We start from the raw sequence: 15,386 nt of genomic DNA on the forward strand, positions 1-15,386 counted from the left end.
GATCGCTGTCCCCGGCCTGTGCGCGAGGCAAAGTCCATCTAAAGGATCATGTCTGACCTGCGGTTTCCTCCGAGCCCGTCCTCTACTCGCTGGTACAAGCCCGTGACAGAGACGGCATCCACCAGGCTCAGCCGAGCCTGACGCGGGCGAGCTGACGGGACTGGGCGACCAGGCGGTCCGCGCTGTCCCAGACCTCGGCGTCCTCCTCCAGGAAGCCGCCGGCGAGGTTGCGGGTGGTGATCGAGACGCGGAGGGGGCCCGGGGCCGGGCGGCAGCGGACATGGACCGTCAGCTCGACCGTCGGGACCCAGCCCTTGAGGCCGATCTCGAAGGCGGTGGGCGGCAGCGCGTCCACCGCGAGAAGCAGCGAGAAGGGGTCGGCGTCACGGCCGTCGGCGAGTCCGAACCAGGCGCGCATCTCGCCCTTGCCGGAGGGCGCGCCGAGGGCCCAGCCCAGGGTCGACGGGTCCAGCTTGAGCATCAGCCGGTCGGCGATCGCGGAGCTGCCGTCGACCGGGGCCGGGCCGTCCTCGGGGCCGAAGCACTGGTCCATGGGCGGGAACGCGGGCGGCTTCGCCGTCGTACGGACGTCGTCGGGCAGGGTGCCCAGGTCGCCGTAGGAGGCGAGGACACGGATGCGCTCGATCTCCTTGCCCTGCTCGTCGTACTGGAAGAGCGAGGCCTGGCCGGTGGAGAGGGTGCGGCCGGTGCGGACGATGTCCGTGCGGACGACCGCGGATCCCGGCTGGGAGGCGGTCAGGTAGTGCGCGGAGATCGTGAACGGGTCGGCGTGCGGCAGGGCGTCCGCGAGGGCGCGGCCCAGGACGGCCAGAAGGTAGCCGCCGTTGACGGCGCTGATGATCGTCCAGCCGGCGGAGAGGTCGATGTCGTAGACGCCGGGTTCGCGGAGGGTGAGCGCGGTGTCCCGGTCGAACTCGCTGTCGCCGATCGTGGCCCGCGTGGCGGTAGCTGCTTCTGGCATGTCTGAACGGTACAACAACTAATTACTAAGCGGTAGCTTTGCAGATGATCACGCGAGGGTGAGAGCAGGGCAATTTCCTGGTAAGTGTCCGTACTCGTCCGTAAACCCGATGCCCCGCCACCCCCTCTGTAGGGGCATGAGCCTCACCGGGACCACGTTCCTCTACACACTGATCGTGCTGTCCGTCGTCGCCGTCGTCCTTCCGCTCGCCCTGTGGTCGCGGCTGCGGGGACCCCGCGCGCTGCGCGCCGCGGGCCGGCTGCTGATGGTGGTGTTCGCCCAGTGGACCGCCGTCGCCCTCGTGTTCGTCCTGGTCAACAACCAGAACAACCTGTACGACGACTGGGCCGACCTGCTCGGCACCGGCGACCACGTCCAGCAGGCCGCGAACCTGGGCGCCGACGGCACCGGCGGCATCGCGCTGAAACGCCTGCCGAAGGTCCGCCAGCACTTCACCGACGCCTCCGGGCCCGGGCTGCGGGGGGTCCGGGAGACCCAGCTCAAGGGCCGGGTGTCGGGCGTGAACGCCGAGGTCTACGTATGGCTGCCGCCCCAGTACGGCCGCCCCGCCTACCGGCACCACAGGTTCCCCGTGGTCGAACTCCTGTCGGGCTACCCGGGCTCGGCGAAGGCCTGGTTCGGCTCGCTGCACGCGGTCGACCAGCTGCGGCCGCTGATGCGCGACGGCCGGGTGGCGCCGTTCATCCTGGTCGCCCCGCGTATGAACCTGCTGGCCGGGGTGGACACCGGGTGCGCCAACATCACGGGCACCGTGAACGCCGACACCTGGCTCAGCGTCGACGTGCCGAAGATGGTCACGGACAACTTCCGCGCCCAGGCGGGCCCGGCGGGCTGGGCGGTGGCCGGGTACTCCGCGGGCGGGCACTGCGCGACCAAGCTCGCCGTCGCCCACCCCGACCGCTACCGGGCCGCGGTCAGCATGTCCGGCTACAACGACCCGATCGGCGAACGCAATTCGCTGGCCGCCGAGACCCCCGCCCTGCGCCGCGCCAACAACCCCTACGTGCTGCTGCGCGACGCCCGCACCCCGCCCGCGGTCGCGCTCTACCAGTCCGGCCAGCCCGGCGACGGCTACGAGGCGGCCACCGGCCTCGAACAGATCGCGAAGGCGCCGACGACCGTGCACGTCGTCTACGTCCCGAAGAGCGCGGGCGGCCACAACATGGCGCTGTGGCAGCCGCAGGTGGTCCCGGCGTTCCGCTGGCTGACCGAGGAGATGGGACTGCTGCACGGCCGGGCGGGGGCCACCGCGCGCGCCACTCTCCGCGCTACTCCTCGCGCACGGTCGAGCGCCGGTTCCAGGCCCGCGGAGCTCGCCAGTGGAACCGCATCGCCAGCAGCCGCAGCACGAAGGCCGTGAGGGCCGCGAGCCCGCTGGTGAACGGCGAGAGGGCGTCGTAGCGGATGCACAGGACGACCATGGTGGCGCCGACGATCGCCGGGACCGCGTACAGGTCGCGGTCCCAGCGCAGCAGCGAGGGCACCTCGTTGGCGAGCACGTCCCGAAGGACACCGCCGCCGACGGCGGTGGCGAGGCCGAGGGTCGCCGACTGGGTGAGGCCGAGCCCGTACTCGTACGCCTTGGTCGTCCCGGCGACGCAGAACAGGCCGAGTCCGGCCGCGTCGAAGACGTTCACGCCGACCTGGATGCGCTCCACATGGGGGTGCAGGAAGAAGACCAGGAGGGCGGCGAGCAGCGGGGTGATGAAGTACCCCAGGTCCGTGAAGGCCGCGGGCGGTACGGCACCGATGATCAGGTCCCGGAACAGTCCACCGCCCAGCGCCGTGACCTCGGCGAGGACGGCGATGCCGAAGACGTCGAAGTTCTTGCGTACGGCCAGCAGGGCGCCGGAGATGGCGAAGACGAAGATGCCGATCAGGTCGAGCGTGTGCTGGACGGAGGGAGTGAACAGGTTCTGGAGCACCCGTACATTCTCACCCAGCAGTAAGCCCCCGCCTTGCAAATGAAGGCGGGGGCTCGCTGACAGGACGTACTGGTGGGGCTTACTTCTCCTTGGAGGGAGCCTCGGCCTCGGAAGAGGCTTCCGTGGTCTCGGCGACCTCCGCCGCCACCGCCGCCGACGTCTCCGCCGACTCCGCGAGCACCTCGTCCGCGACCAGTTCGGCCGCTTCCTTGGCGACCGTCAGCAGGACGGTGTCCTGCGGTGCCTGGTCCTCGAAGCTCTCCGGGTGGTGGCAGGCGACCTGCTGGCCGGGCTTGAGCTCGATGAGCTTCGGCTCGGTCGTCTTGCAGATCTCCGTCGCCTTCCAGCACCGGGTGTGGAAGCGGCAGCCGCTCGGCGGGGAGATCGGCGAGGGCACGTCGCCCTTGAGCAGGATGCGCTCGCTCTTGGCGTTCTTGCGCCGCGGGTCCGGGACCGGCACCGCCGACATGAGCGCCTTGGTGTACGGGTGCATCGGCGCCTTGTACAGCGACTCGCGGTCGGCCAGCTCGACGATCTTGCCGAGGTACATCACCGCGATCCGGTCCGAGACGTGCCGGACGACCGAGAGGTCGTGCGCGATGATCACGTACGTCAGGCCGAGCTCCTGCTGGAGGTCGTCCAGCAGGTTCACGACCTGGGCCTGGATCGACACGTCCAGCGCGGAGACCGGCTCGTCGGCCACCACGAGCTTCGGGTTGAGCGCGAGCGCGCGGGCGATACCGATGCGCTGGCGCTGGCCGCCGGAGAACTCGTGCGGGTAGCGGTTGTAGTGCTCAGGGTTGAGACCGACCACCGAGAGGAGCCGCTGGACCTCCGCCTTGACCCCGCCCTCGGGCGTGACGCCCTGGAGCTTGAAGGGGGCGCTGATGATCGTGCCGATGGTGTGGCGCGGGTTCAGCGACGAGTACGGGTCCTGGAAGATCATCTGGACGTCGCGGCGCAGCGGACGCATCCCGCTCACCCCGAGGTGCGTGATGTCCTGGCCCTCGAACTCGACCGTGCCGGCGGTCGGCTCCAGCAGCCGGGTGATCAGCCGGCCCATCGTCGACTTGCCGCAGCCCGACTCGCCCACGACACCGAGGGTCTCGCCGGACTTGACCTCGAAGTCGATGCCGTCGACCGCGCGGACCGCGCCGACCTGCCGCTGGAGCAGGCCTTTCTTGATCGGGAAGTGTTTCTGGAGCCCGGTCACCTTCAGCAGGGTCTCGCCGGGGGCGACGGCGCCCTTGGTGATCACCGTGCCTTCGCTCTGCGCAGGGATGCTCACTTTGTCCTCGCTCACAGCTTCGGCGCAATCTCTTCGGTCCAGATACGCTCCCGCTGCTCCTGCGTCATGTGGCAGGCGGCCCAGTGCTGGCTGCCGACCTCGGACAGCTCGGGGCGGACCGTGCGGGTGACGTTGTCCTTGGGGACGTCCGCGTACGGGCAGCGCGGGTTGAAGGCGCAGCCGGACGGGATGTTGATCAGCGAGGGCGGGGAGCCCTTCACCGGGATCAGGCGCTCCTGCTGGTCGCGGTCGAGGCGGGGCATCGAGCCGAGCAGACCCCAGGTGTAGGGGTGGCGGGGCTCGTAGAACACCTTCTCCGCCGGACCGCGCTCGACGCAGCGGCCGCCGTACATCACCAGGATGTCGTCGGCGAGCTCGGCGACGACGCCCAGGTCGTGGGTGATGATGATGACCGCGGAGCCGAACTCCTTCTGCAGATCCCGGATCAGGTCGAGGATCTGCGCCTGGACGGTCACGTCCAGGGCGGTCGTCGGCTCGTCCGCGATGAGCAGTTCGGGGTTGTTGACCAGCGACATCGCGATCATCGCGCGCTGGCGCATACCGCCGGAGAACTCGTGCGGGTAGCTGTCCACCCGCTTGTCCGGCTGCGGGATGCCGACCCGGTCGAGCATCTCCACGGCACGGCGCTTGGCGGTCTTCTTGTCCACCTTGTGGTGGATGCGGTACGCCTCCACGATCTGCTGGCCGATCGTGTAGTACGGGTGCAGCGCGGACAGCGGGTCCTGGAAGATCATCGCCATGTCACGGCCGCGCAGCTTGCGCACGTGGTCCGGGTCGGCGGTGAGCAGCTCGGTGCCGTCCAGCCAGATCTCGCCGGAGATCTGCGCCTTGCGCTTGCCGTACTGGCCGGCGGTGTGCAGGCCCATGATGCCGAGCGAGGTCACCGACTTGCCGGAGCCGGACTCGCCCACGATGCCGAGGGTCTTGCCCTTCTCCAGCTGGAAGCTGAGCCCGTCGACGGACTTGACCAGACCGTCGTCGGTCGGGAAGTGCACCTTCAGGTCGCGCACTTCCAGGAAGGCGGTCGGCGCGGGCGAAGCGGGGGTGGGCTCGCCCACGGCCGCTCCGCTCTTGCTGAGTTCGGTCATGCGAGCCTCACTCGGGGGTCGATCACGGCGTACATGACGTCCACCACGAGGTTGGCGATCAGCACGGCTACGGAGGTGATCAGGGTGACGCCCAGAATGATGGGCAGGTCCTGGTTCTTGATGCCGCTCAGCACGGCCTGGCCGAGGCCGGGGAGGCTGAACGTGGTCTCGGTCAGGATCGCGCCGCCGATGAGGGCGCCGAGGTCCATACCGAGCATGGTCAGGATCGGCGTCATCGTGGAGCGCATGGCGTGCTTGCCGATGACGACCTGTTCCTTGAGGCCCTTGGCGCGCGCGGTCCGGATGTAGTCCTCGCCGAGGATCTCCAGCATGGTGGCGCGGGTGATCCGGGCGTACATCGCGGCGTAGAGGAACGCCAGGGTGATCCAGGGCAGGATCATGCCGCCGAGCCAGCCCGTGAAGCTCTCGTCGAGGGGCACGTACTCGCCCTCGATCCAGCCGAGGCCGTAGGAGAAGATCGCCAGGCTCAGCAGACCGGTGAAGTAGATCGGGAGGGAGACACCCGCGAGGGCGACGACCATCGCACCGCGGTCCCACAAGCTGCCCCGCTTCAGCGCGGAGAGCACACCGGCGGAGACACCGAGGATCAGCCACAGCACGGCGGCACCGAGCGCCAGCCCCAGGGTCACCGGGAAGCGGTCGGTCAGCACCGGCCAGACAGCCTGCTCGCTGCGGAAGGAGTAGCCGAAGCACGGCGCGGAGCAGTGGATGACGTCGCCGCCGCCCACATAGGTGCGGCCCGCGAAGATGCCCTTGAAGAACTCCCAGACCTGAGCGTAGATCGGGTCGCCCAGTCCCAGCTTCTGCCGCACGCCCTCGACAGCGGCGGGGTCGGCCTGCTTGCCCACGAAGCTCAGGGCGACGTCGACACCCGCCCACTTGGGGACGAGGAAGAAGATGCCGAAGACCACCATGACGATGACCACGAGCATCACTGCGGCGGCAAACAGCCGCCTGATGAGGTAAGCGAGCACAGCTCTCGGCCCGCCGCGGATCGCGGGCCACCGGAGATCTTCCGGTGGCCCGCGATCACGCGTCGCCGGCCTTCACCTGCCTTTCGTGCCGTTCGGCGGGTGTGCCGGGTTTACTTCGAGGACTTCAGACCGAGGTTGACGAAGTCGTACATACCGGAGTAGTTGTCCGAGGTGTAGACGTTCGCCAGACGGTCACCGCGCCAGTTCACGAACTTCTCGAAGACGAACGGCAGGTAGTAGCCACCGTCCATCACCGCGTGGTTGATGTCCTTGGCGATCTGGAGCTTCTCCGCGTCACCCTGCGTCTTCACGTAGGTGTCGAAGAGGCCGTTGATCTTCTTGTCGTCGATCATGGCGAAGTTGTTGTTGCCGCTCTCGAGGATGTACTTGCCGTCCCACAGCGGCAGACCGAAGCCCTGGACGGACGGGAAGTCCGCGCCCCAGCCCATGATGATGATGCCGAAGCCCTTCTTCTTCACGTTCGAGGGGCTGCCGATGATGCCGGAGGTCTGCGAGCCGTCGTACTGCTCGATGTCGACGTCGATGCCGACCTTCTTCAGCGAGGCCTGGAGGGACTCGGCGGTGGCCACCTCGACCGGCTTGTTGTTACGCACCGCGATGGTGGTCTTGAAGCCGTTCGGCTGACCGCAGGCCTTCAGCTCTTCCTTGGCCTTGGCGACGTTGCCGTTCTTGTTGGCACCGGCGAGCTCGTACGGGTCGTAGCTCTGGCCCTCGGAACCGGGAACGGTCGGGGGCAGCATGTTGGTGCCGATGTCACCACCGGCGACCGGGCCACCGCGCGCGGTCTGCAGCGAGACGTGGTCGGCGCCGTAGATCACGGCCTTGCGGCAGTGCTCGTTGTCGAACGGCTTCACGGTCTGCGGGAAGACCGCGTAGCGGATGTAGCCGGAGACCGGGTTGTCCAGGTTGGCCTTGTGCTCCTGGAGGGCGGTGGTGCGGCCCTGCGGGGACAGACCGGTCTGGTTGATGTCCAGGTCGTAGTCACCGGCGAGCAGACGGGCGTCCAGGTCGTTGGCGTTCGAGAAGAACTTGACCGAGATCTTGTCCGGGTACGCCTTGCGGATCGGGTCCGAGGCCTGGCTCCACTTGTCGTTGCGGACCAGGACCAGGTCCTTGCCCGGGCTGTACGACTGGAACTTGTACGGGCCGGAGGAGAACGGCTTCAGGCCGTACTTGGACTTGGTGTCCTTGTCCTGGCGGACCGGGGAGGCCGAGACCAGGGCGAGGATCTCCTGGAAGTCGGCGTTGGCCTCGGGCAGCTTGAAGACGATGGTCTTGTCGTCCGGCGTCTCGATCGCCTTCAGACCCAGCTTGTCCGCGGAGGTGTCCTTGTAGGGGCCCTTGTACTCGCCCTTGGGGTCGAGGACGTCCTTCAGGTACACCGGACCGCCGGACAGCACGTCCTGCGCCCAGACGCGCTCGATGCCGTACTTCACGTCCTTGGACGTGATCGCCTGGCCGTCCTCCCACGTGACGCCGTCACGCAGGGTGTACGTGTAGGTCTTGCCGTCGTCGGAGACCTTGGCGAGACCGGTGGCGAGGTCCGGCGTGAGCTCGGTGCCCTTCTCGCCCGGCGCGGCGGCACCCGTCACGAGCTGACGGCTGTAGTAGCGCGCGAAGTTCCACATGAAGCCGTAGTAGCCACGCGTGGTGTCCCACGAGTCGGCGTCCTGGGCACCGGCGAACTTCAGCTCGCCGCCCTTCTTGGCCAGCGAGGCCTGGGCGACCTTGTTGTTCGCGGCGTTGAAGCCAGCCGCGCCCGCGCTGTTGCCGCCGTCGTCGCTGTCATCACCGCCGCCGCCGCACGCCGCCGTGGTCAGCAGCGCGGCGACCGCGGCGACAGCGGCAAACGCCTGCTTCCGCCGCCCTGAGGTGCGTTGGGTAGTCACGATCTCGGATCCTCCGGATTTGATGAGAGAGACCCCGTGTTGGTGCCACGGGACGCTTTGTGTACGGCAGTTCAGCGGGAACCCTTCGGGTCCAGCGCGTCACGCACGCCGTCGCCGAGGAGGTTGAAGGCAAGAACGGTGATGAAGATCGCCACACCGGGGACCACCATGTACGTGGGGTCCGACTTGTAGTAATCGATCGCGTTCGAGAGCATCTGCCCCCAGGAGGCCGTGGGCGGTTTGACGCCCACGCCCAGGAAGCTGAGCGCCGCCTCGGTGAGGATGTTGGTGGGGATCATCATCGTCGTGTAGACGATGATCGGCGCGACCAGGTTGGGCAGCAGCTCCTTGAACAGGATGTAGAACCGCCCGGCGCCGAGCGAGCGGGCCGCCTCGACGTATTCGCGCTCACGCAGCGAGAGCGTCTGGCCGCGCACCACGCGTCCGATGTAGGGCCATCCGAAGAAGCCGATGACCAGGATCATCACGAACAGGCGCACGTCGGTGCCGGTCAGTCCCAGCATCTCGTTCGGCATGACGGAGACCAGCGCGATGATGAAGAGCAGCTGCGGGAAGGCCAGCAGGCCGTCCATGACCCGGCTGATCGCGGAGTCGACCCAGCCGCCGAAGAAGCCGGCCAGGATGCCCAGGATCGTGCCGATGACGACGGCGACGATCGCGGACAGGAAGCCGACGAGCAGGGAGATGCGGGCGCCGTAGAGGATCCGGGCGAAGATGTCGCGGCCGTTGACCGGCTCGACACCCAGCCAGTGGTCGCCGCTGACGCCGCCGAAGGACCCCTTGGGGGTGCCGAACAGCGGGTCGATCAGGTCCTTGTCGTTGTACGTGTTCGGGTCCTGCCCGTACAGATTGGTGATCACCGGCGCGAGCAGTGCGACGACGATGAGGAAGAGCACGACAATGCCACCCGCGAGAGCGAGTTTGTCCCGCTTCAGGCGCTCCCAGGCGATCCGTCCCAGGGAACGCCCCTGTACGGCCTTGGCGTCGGCGCTGATAACCGCCGCTTCTTCGGCCGCGCTCGGGGCCGCTTCCGCGGTCGGCTCGTGCAATGGTGCCGTCATCTGGCAGGGGCCCCTCTCAACCGGCGGTAGCCGGCCTTCACTTGCCGCTGTGGCGGCGTGATCAGTCCGTCGTACACAGGGGCGAACCCACCCCTGCTGCGGGAGTCTTCAACGCTTTGGCGATCTGTTGCCAGACTTGGCGGTGAAAGGATGCATAAACGTGATGCGGCTAGGAGGGTTCCGTTATCCGGACGCCGGGTAACGGCGGCCGGACGGGGACCAGTTGGGACAATGACGGCCTCATAGGGGCCTTCTGCCCTCATCTACGCGCGCAGATACACTCCCGTAACAGAGGAGCCTGTGACGGTCTGGATCAGTAGCCGCCGGGCGCCGGAGGGTAGCCGTACCCGGCCGCCGGGGCCTGGGCCGGAGCCGCGGCGTGCGCCTCGCGGTCGTAGAAGGGGCGGGCGCTCGCGCGCATCCACATCGCGACCGGGTCGTACTCGTCGGACATGGCGACGGTCGACACCGGCAGCCCGTCCGGGACCGCGCCGATGGACTGCTGCATCATCGCGCGCACCGAGTCCACGGCGGGCGGACTGGTGTCGTACACATCCAGACCGATGGCGAGGTACGGCGCCCCGAGCGCGGGCTGCACCCAGGCGCGGCGCAGCGAGCGGACGGCCGGGGTGCGGTGGGCGTTCTGCGCGATCAGGCCGTAGAACTGCGGAATCTCGATCCCGGGCTCCGAGAGCCGCAGCGGGCCGGCGGGCTGACGCTCCAGGCCGGTGGCGATCCGGCGCAGGTCGAGCCAGGGGATGCCGACGCCGCCGCCGGGGGCGTGCGGGTTGAGCCAGAGGCCGAAGTGGTCGGGGTACAGGGTGCGGGCGACATCGACCCCGTCGACGACCTCGTAGGAGCGGTTCCACCCGCTGGCGCTCAGTTCCTGGGCGGAGGTGACGCACGGGGCGTATCCGTACCCGCCCACCTCCATGTTTCCGTACTGGGCGTCGGGCGAGCCCGACTGGCCGTGCCAGAGAAGCATCCAGATCTGGCCGGAGGAGGGGGCGGCGAGGGCGCGGAGGAGTGCCTCGTAGGCGTCGTAGCGCCCGGGCGTCACCTGGCGCAGCATGTGCTCGACCTGGCCGGTCGCGGCGGTGCCGCTCGCGCTCACGAGTCCCTCCGGAGAAACGGTGCGTATGTCTGCCGACAGCTTAAGCGGTGACGGCTCGGGGCTTGCGGTGGTCCGCCGGGTGCGGGCCGTGGTGGGCTGGTCGCGCCCACGCGGCGGAGCCGCACATCGGTACAGCCCCGCGCCCCTGGGTGGGTCTAGTGACCCTGTGTGTAGAACGGACGTACCTTTTCTCGCATCCAGTGACCCACCGGATCATCCGCTACGTCCAACAGGACCAGGTTCACCGGCCAGCGCACCGGGGTCCGGCCCAGGGCGCGGCCCAGGGCGTCCATCGGGAGGGTACGCAAGTCGCCCTCCCATTGGGAGAGTTCGACACCCACGAACATCACGGGGTCGGCCGTCTCGATCGAGGCGAGACAGCGGCGGGCCGTCAGGACGACTCCCGTCGCGGCGAACTCGGCGGAGGCGGTGGCGAGGAAGTCGACCGGCTCCTCCTGCCAGTCCGGCTCGTAGAGCTTGACGCGGCCGCCGGTGTTGGGGCCGTCCAGCGGGGTGCGGCCGATGCGGCAGAGCTCGGCGACTGCGGGCGGCGGGAGCGGGACGCCGACCACCCCGTCCGGGTTCACCGCGATCCCGATGTGCGGGGGCAGGCCCCGCGCGAACTCGACCGCGGGCGCGATCGTGTACGCCATGTGCCCGCCCGCGACCTGGCGGAACTGCTCCTCGGAGCTGAAGACCGGGACGTACGCCTGGCCCCCGATCTCCATGCTGGGCAGGTCGAGGGGACCGCTGTGCGGGCCGCCGCCGTTCGGCAGCGGGATCCACACGAAGCTGCGGCCCAGTACCTCGATGATCCGGGCACCGGCCGCGGGCATGCCGAGGGAGGCCGAGAGCACCTCCTCCAGCTCGTTGCCGGGCCATCCGCCGCCGTGCGGATGGGGGTGTGCCTGTGCCGGGAATGCCATCTGTCCGTCCGCCTGCCGAGTACTGCCGCTTGTGGCTTGTCTGTGGCTGAAAAGGCTAGCGGGTACGGGGGCGGCCGAGGTCAGCCCGTGAAACCGATCCGGCGCAGGGTGTCCGCCGCGTCCCGGTCGAGCAGCACCGCCGAGCCGACGCCCTGCGGCAGGTCGCCCTTCGCCACCGAGCGGATCAGCCGGGCCGCCGCCGTGCGGTGCCTCAGGAAGGCGTACTTGGAGACACCGCGGCCGCGCTCGCGCTGACCGGCCAGCGCGGTGTCCGGGGTGACATCGAGGAGCAGCAGATGCAGGGTGCCGCCGCGCCGGCGGGCCTCACGGGCCAGCCAGCCGCGCACCCAGGACTGTGTGCCGCAGTCGTGCACGACGACCCCCTTGCCGGAGCGCAGGGCACGGAACAGACCGAAGTAGTGGGCGGCCCGGACCAGGGGGCGGTAGATCGCGTACGGCAGGAGGCGCGGCGCCCGCTCGTCCCAGCGGTCGCGGGTGTCCTGGGAGTCGATCCGGGTGCCCTTGACGGCCCGCCGCATCAGCGTGGACTTGCCGCTGCCGGGCAGGCCGGTGATCACGACGAGGTCGTCCGGGGCGAAGAGCAGGGCGTGCGGGCTGTGCCCCGCACGGTCGCGCAGGTCGCGGACGACCGGTTGCGGCGCACACGTCTCCCGGACCGTCTCCCGGAGCGGGGTGGCCGGCTGTGCGGGCAGCGCGACGGCCGAGGTCGTGGCGTACGCAGTGGTCCTGTTCACCGTGATCGTCCTCCCCTGGGGTGGGTCACGAGTTCCCATCCCCGTCGAGTGTAAAGAGAAGGTAATCCGCGGTGCCTCCTGTTTCCGTCTGTTTCTCGCAACAGGCCTGCTACAGGGTGCGGCGAGTGACGGTGGAGTCCGTGCGGGCCCGGTGGGAGCCACCCCTGCCCCGCCGGACGGATGCGTGCAATGATGTCCGCGCCAACTGCATACCGGCCGCTTGAATCCGCGCGGGAGAGTTCCCAGCCCTGCTGGGACGCCGAAGGAGCAAGTCCCTCCCTTGAATCTCTCAGGTCCCCGTTACCGCGCGGGCGAGGCACATCTGAAAAGCGAGCCGCCCTCCGGCGGCTCCACCCAAGGTGCAAGTCATGTCCCCTGCGGTCATGACGAACCTCTCAGGTTCCGATGACAGATGGGGAGGAACGACCTCGCCGTCATGCCTTGGGAGACAACCGTCCGATGAGCAATGAACCCCGTCTTACCGCGCTCGATGCCCTGCATCGCTCGCTCGGCGCGACGATGACCGACTTCGCCGGCTGGGACATGCCCCTGCGCTACGGCTCCGAGCGCGACGAGCACAACGCCGTGCGCACGAGGGCCGGGCTCTTCGACCTCTCGCACATGGGCGAGATCACGGTGAGCGGGCCGGAAGCGGCCGAGTTCCTGAACTGGGCCCTCGTCGGCGACCTCGCCGCCGTGAAGGTGGGCCGCGCCCGCTACACCATGATCTGCGTCGAGGACGGCGGCATCCTGGACGACCTCATCGTGTACCGGCTTGCCGACGCCGAGTACATGATCGTCTCCAACGCCTCCAACGCCCAGAACGTACTGAACGAGCTGAGCAACCTCGCCGAGGAGTTCGAGGTCGAGGTCCGCGACGACCGGGACGCCTACGCGCTGATCGCCGTGCAGGGACCCGAGTCTCCGGGCATCCTCAAGTCGGTGACCGACGCCGACCTCGACGGCCTGAAGTACTACGCCGGTCTGCCCGGCACCGTCGCCGGTGTCCCCGCCCTCATCGCCCGCACCGGATACACCGGCGAGGACGGCTTCGAGCTGTTCGTGAAGCCCGAGCACGCCGTCGCCCTGTGGCAGGCGCTGACCGAGGCCGGGGCGGACGTCGGCCTGGTCCCTTGCGGCCTGTCCTGCCGGGACACGCTGCGCCTGGAGGCGGGCATGCCGCTGTACGGGCACGAGCTGTCGCTCTCGCTGACCCCGTTCGACGCCGGGCTCGGCCGGGTCGTGAAGTTCGACAAGGACGGCCCCTTCGTGGGGCGAGCGGCGCTGGAGGCAGCGGCCGAGCGCGCCGCTTCGCACCCGCCGCGCGTCCTCGTCGGCCTGATCGCCGAGGGCCGCCGGGTCCCCCGCGCCGGGTACGCCGTGGTCGCCGACGGCCAGGTGATCGGCGAGGTCACCTCCGGCGCCCCCTCCCCCACGCTGGGCAAGCCGATCGCGATGGCGTACGTCGACGCCGCGCACGCCGCGCCGGGCACCACCGGAGTCGGTGTGGACATCCGGGGCAGTCACGAGCCCTACGAGGTCGTGGCTCTGCCGTTCTACAAGCGCCAGAAGTAGACACTGGACGCGAGGTCGCGCGCCCGCGCGTGACCCTGCGCACATTTCCGCTGCTCACGCGTGTTTCCAGCAGTCCCCGACATTCACCATCACCCCGCGTACAGGAGAATTCAGGCCATGAGCAACCCCCAGCAGCTGCGCTACAGCAAGGAGCACGAGTGGCTGTCGGGCGCCGAGGACGGCGTCTCGACGGTCGGCATCACCGAGCACGCGGCCAACGCGCTCGGCGATGTCGTCTTCGTGCAGCTCCCGGAGGTCGGTGACACGGTGACCGCGGGCGAGACCTGCGGCGAGCTGGAGTCGACCAAGTCGGTCTCCGACCTGTACTCGCCGGTGTCCGGTGAGGTCACCGCGGTCAACGAGGACGTCGTCAACGACCCGTCGCTGGTGAACTCCGCCCCCTTCGAGGGCGGCTGGCTGTTCAAGGTACGCATCGCGGACGAGCCGGCCGACCTGCTCTCCGCCGACGAGTACACCGCCTTTTCCGCCGGCTGAGGAGTCGTACACCTGATGTCCGCACTGAACACGCCCCTGCACGAGCTGGACCCGGAGATCGCCGCCGCGGTCGACGCCGAGCTGAACCGTCAGCAGTCCACCCTGGAAATGATCGCCTCGGAGAACTTCGCGCCGCTCGCGGTCATGGAGGCCCAGGGCTCGGTCCTGACCAACAAGTACGCCGAGGGCTACCCCGGCCGGCGCTACTACGGCGGCTGCGAGCACGTCGACGTCGCCGAACAGATCGCCATCGACCGCGTCAAGGACCTCTTCGGCGCCGAGTACGCCAACGTCCAGCCCCACTCCGGCGCCTCCGCCAACCAGGCCGCCCTCTTCGCCCTGGCCTCCCCCGGCGACACCATCCTGGGCCTGGACCTCGCCCACGGCGGCCACCTCACCCACGGCATGCGCCTGAACTTCTCCGGCAAGCAGTTCAACGTCGTCGCCTACCACGTCGACGACGCCGGCCTGGTCGACATGGCCGAGGTCGAACGCCTCGCCAAGGAACACCGCCCCAAGGTCATCATCGCCGGCTGGTCCGCCTACCCCCGCCGGCTCGACTTCGCCGAGTTCCGCCGCATCGCCGACGAGGTCGAGGCCTACCTCTGGGTCGACATGGCCCACTTCGCCGGCCTGGTCGCCGCCGGACTGCACCCCAACCCCGTCGAACACGCCGACGTCGTCACCTCCACCACCCACAAGACCCTCGGCGGCCCCCGCGGCGGCATCATCCTCGCCCGGCAGACCTTCGCGAAGAAGCTGAACTCCTCCGTCTTCCCCGGCTTCCAGGGCGGCCCCCTGGAACACGTGATCGCCGCCAAGGCGGTCTCCTTCAAGGTCGCCGCATCGGAGGAGTTCAAGGAGCGCCAGGCGCGTACCGTGGAAGGCGCCCGCATCCTCGCCGAGCGGCTCACCGCCCCGGACGCCCGCGCGGCCGGCGTGAATGTCCTGTCCGGCGGCACCGACGTCCACCTGATCCTCGTCGACCTGCGCGACAGCGACCTCGACGGCCAGCAGGCAGAGGACCGCCTCCACGAGGTCGGCATCACCGTCAACCGCAACGCCGTCCCCAACGACCCCCGCCCCCCGATGGTCACCTCCGGCCTGCGCATCGGCACCCCCGCGCTCGCCACCCGCGGCTTCACCGCCGAGGACTTCACCGAGGTCGCCGACGTCATCGCGTCGGCACTGAAGCCGTCCTACGACGCC

14 protein-coding genes and 1 riboswitch are annotated in these 15,386 nt (G+C 69.2%); of the genes, 4 read left to right on the forward strand and 10 right to left on the reverse strand.

Annotation, left to right across the window (positions count from 1 at the left end; genetic code table 11):
* Nucleotides 1-127: 127 nt before the first annotated feature.
* A complete protein-coding gene (locus HLK59_RS24610) occupies nucleotides 128-982 on the reverse strand; it encodes a thioesterase family protein (protein ID WP_171143670.1) in 855 nt (284 codons plus the stop codon).
* Between the two features lie 136 nt (nucleotides 983-1,118).
* Here HLK59_RS24610 and HLK59_RS24615 point away from each other — a divergent pair, with 136 nt between their 5' ends.
* On the forward strand, nucleotides 1,119-2,363 hold the full coding sequence (locus HLK59_RS24615; protein WP_171143671.1) for an alpha/beta hydrolase-fold protein: 1,245 nt from the start codon (nucleotides 1,119-1,121) through the stop codon (nucleotides 2,361-2,363).
* On the opposite strand, the gene HLK59_RS24620 is transcribed toward HLK59_RS24615, so the two are convergent.
* The 9 genes from HLK59_RS24620 to HLK59_RS24660 all read right to left on the reverse strand — a co-directional run bounded on the left by HLK59_RS24620 (nucleotide 2,272) and on the right by HLK59_RS24660 (nucleotide 12,107).
* Nucleotides 2,272-2,928 carry a trimeric intracellular cation channel family protein gene (locus HLK59_RS24620; RefSeq protein WP_171143672.1) on the reverse strand — a complete coding sequence of 219 codons (657 nt, stop codon included), beginning with the start codon at nucleotides 2,926-2,928 and terminating at the stop codon, nucleotides 2,272-2,274. The genes HLK59_RS24615 and HLK59_RS24620 overlap by 92 nt on opposite strands.
* Before the next feature lie 79 nt (nucleotides 2,929-3,007).
* Complete coding sequence (locus HLK59_RS24625; RefSeq protein ID WP_171143673.1) at nucleotides 3,008-4,216, reverse strand: dipeptide ABC transporter ATP-binding protein; 1,209 nt, start codon at nucleotides 4,214-4,216, stop codon at nucleotides 3,008-3,010.
* An 11-nt stretch (nucleotides 4,217-4,227) separates the two neighbouring features.
* On the reverse strand, nucleotides 4,228-5,325 hold the full coding sequence (locus HLK59_RS24630; RefSeq protein ID WP_171143674.1) for an ABC transporter ATP-binding protein: 1,098 nt from the start codon (nucleotides 5,323-5,325) through the stop codon (nucleotides 4,228-4,230).
* Nucleotides 5,322-6,320 (reverse strand): ABC transporter permease, encoded by a 999-nt coding sequence (locus HLK59_RS24635; RefSeq protein WP_171143675.1) that lies wholly within the window; start codon nucleotides 6,318-6,320, stop codon nucleotides 5,322-5,324. The genes HLK59_RS24630 and HLK59_RS24635 overlap by 4 nt, the downstream gene beginning before the upstream one ends.
* 110 nt (nucleotides 6,321-6,430) lie before the next feature.
* Nucleotides 6,431-8,230 (reverse strand): ABC transporter substrate-binding protein, encoded by a 1,800-nt coding sequence (locus tag HLK59_RS24640; RefSeq protein ID WP_171143676.1) that lies wholly within the window; start codon nucleotides 8,228-8,230, stop codon nucleotides 6,431-6,433.
* 71 nt (nucleotides 8,231-8,301) lie between these two features.
* On the reverse strand, nucleotides 8,302-9,312 hold the full coding sequence (locus tag HLK59_RS24645; protein WP_171143677.1) for an ABC transporter permease: 1,011 nt from the start codon (nucleotides 9,310-9,312) through the stop codon (nucleotides 8,302-8,304).
* A 313-nt stretch (nucleotides 9,313-9,625) separates the two neighbouring features.
* On the reverse strand, nucleotides 9,626-10,426 hold the full coding sequence (locus HLK59_RS24650; protein WP_171143678.1) for an enhanced serine sensitivity protein SseB C-terminal domain-containing protein: 801 nt from the start codon (nucleotides 10,424-10,426) through the stop codon (nucleotides 9,626-9,628).
* A gap of 155 nt (nucleotides 10,427-10,581) precedes the next feature.
* The gene (locus HLK59_RS24655) at nucleotides 10,582-11,352 is read right to left on the reverse strand and encodes an enhanced serine sensitivity protein SseB (RefSeq protein WP_171143679.1); all 771 of its coding nucleotides are present in this window, start codon (nucleotides 11,350-11,352) and stop codon (nucleotides 10,582-10,584) included.
* Between the two features lie 80 nt (nucleotides 11,353-11,432).
* Nucleotides 11,433-12,107, reverse strand: coding sequence for an AAA family ATPase (locus HLK59_RS24660; RefSeq protein ID WP_171143680.1), 675 nt, complete (start codon nucleotides 12,105-12,107; stop codon nucleotides 11,433-11,435).
* Nucleotides 12,108-12,328: 221 nt separating this feature from the next.
* Nucleotides 12,329-12,423, forward strand: a riboswitch (glycine riboswitch).
* Between the two features lie 143 nt (nucleotides 12,424-12,566).
* Between HLK59_RS24660 and gcvT the strand changes: the two genes are divergently transcribed.
* From gcvT to glyA, 3 genes are all read left to right on the forward strand, one after another.
* Nucleotides 12,567-13,682 carry a glycine cleavage system aminomethyltransferase GcvT gene (gene gcvT / locus HLK59_RS24665; RefSeq protein WP_171143681.1) on the forward strand — a complete coding sequence of 372 codons (1,116 nt, stop codon included), beginning with the start codon at nucleotides 12,567-12,569 and terminating at the stop codon, nucleotides 13,680-13,682.
* A 117-nt stretch (nucleotides 13,683-13,799) separates the two neighbouring features.
* Nucleotides 13,800-14,177 (forward strand): glycine cleavage system protein GcvH, encoded by a 378-nt coding sequence (gene gcvH, locus HLK59_RS24670; RefSeq protein WP_046261643.1) that lies wholly within the window; start codon nucleotides 13,800-13,802, stop codon nucleotides 14,175-14,177.
* A gap of 15 nt (nucleotides 14,178-14,192) precedes the next feature.
* Nucleotides 14,193-15,386: serine hydroxymethyltransferase (gene glyA, locus HLK59_RS24675; protein ID WP_171143682.1), on the forward strand; the 1,194-nt coding region annotated here is incomplete at its 3' end.

Source organism: Streptomyces sp. S3(2020), assembly GCF_013044505.1.
Classification (GTDB): Bacteria; Actinomycetota; Actinomycetes; order Streptomycetales; family Streptomycetaceae; genus Streptomyces.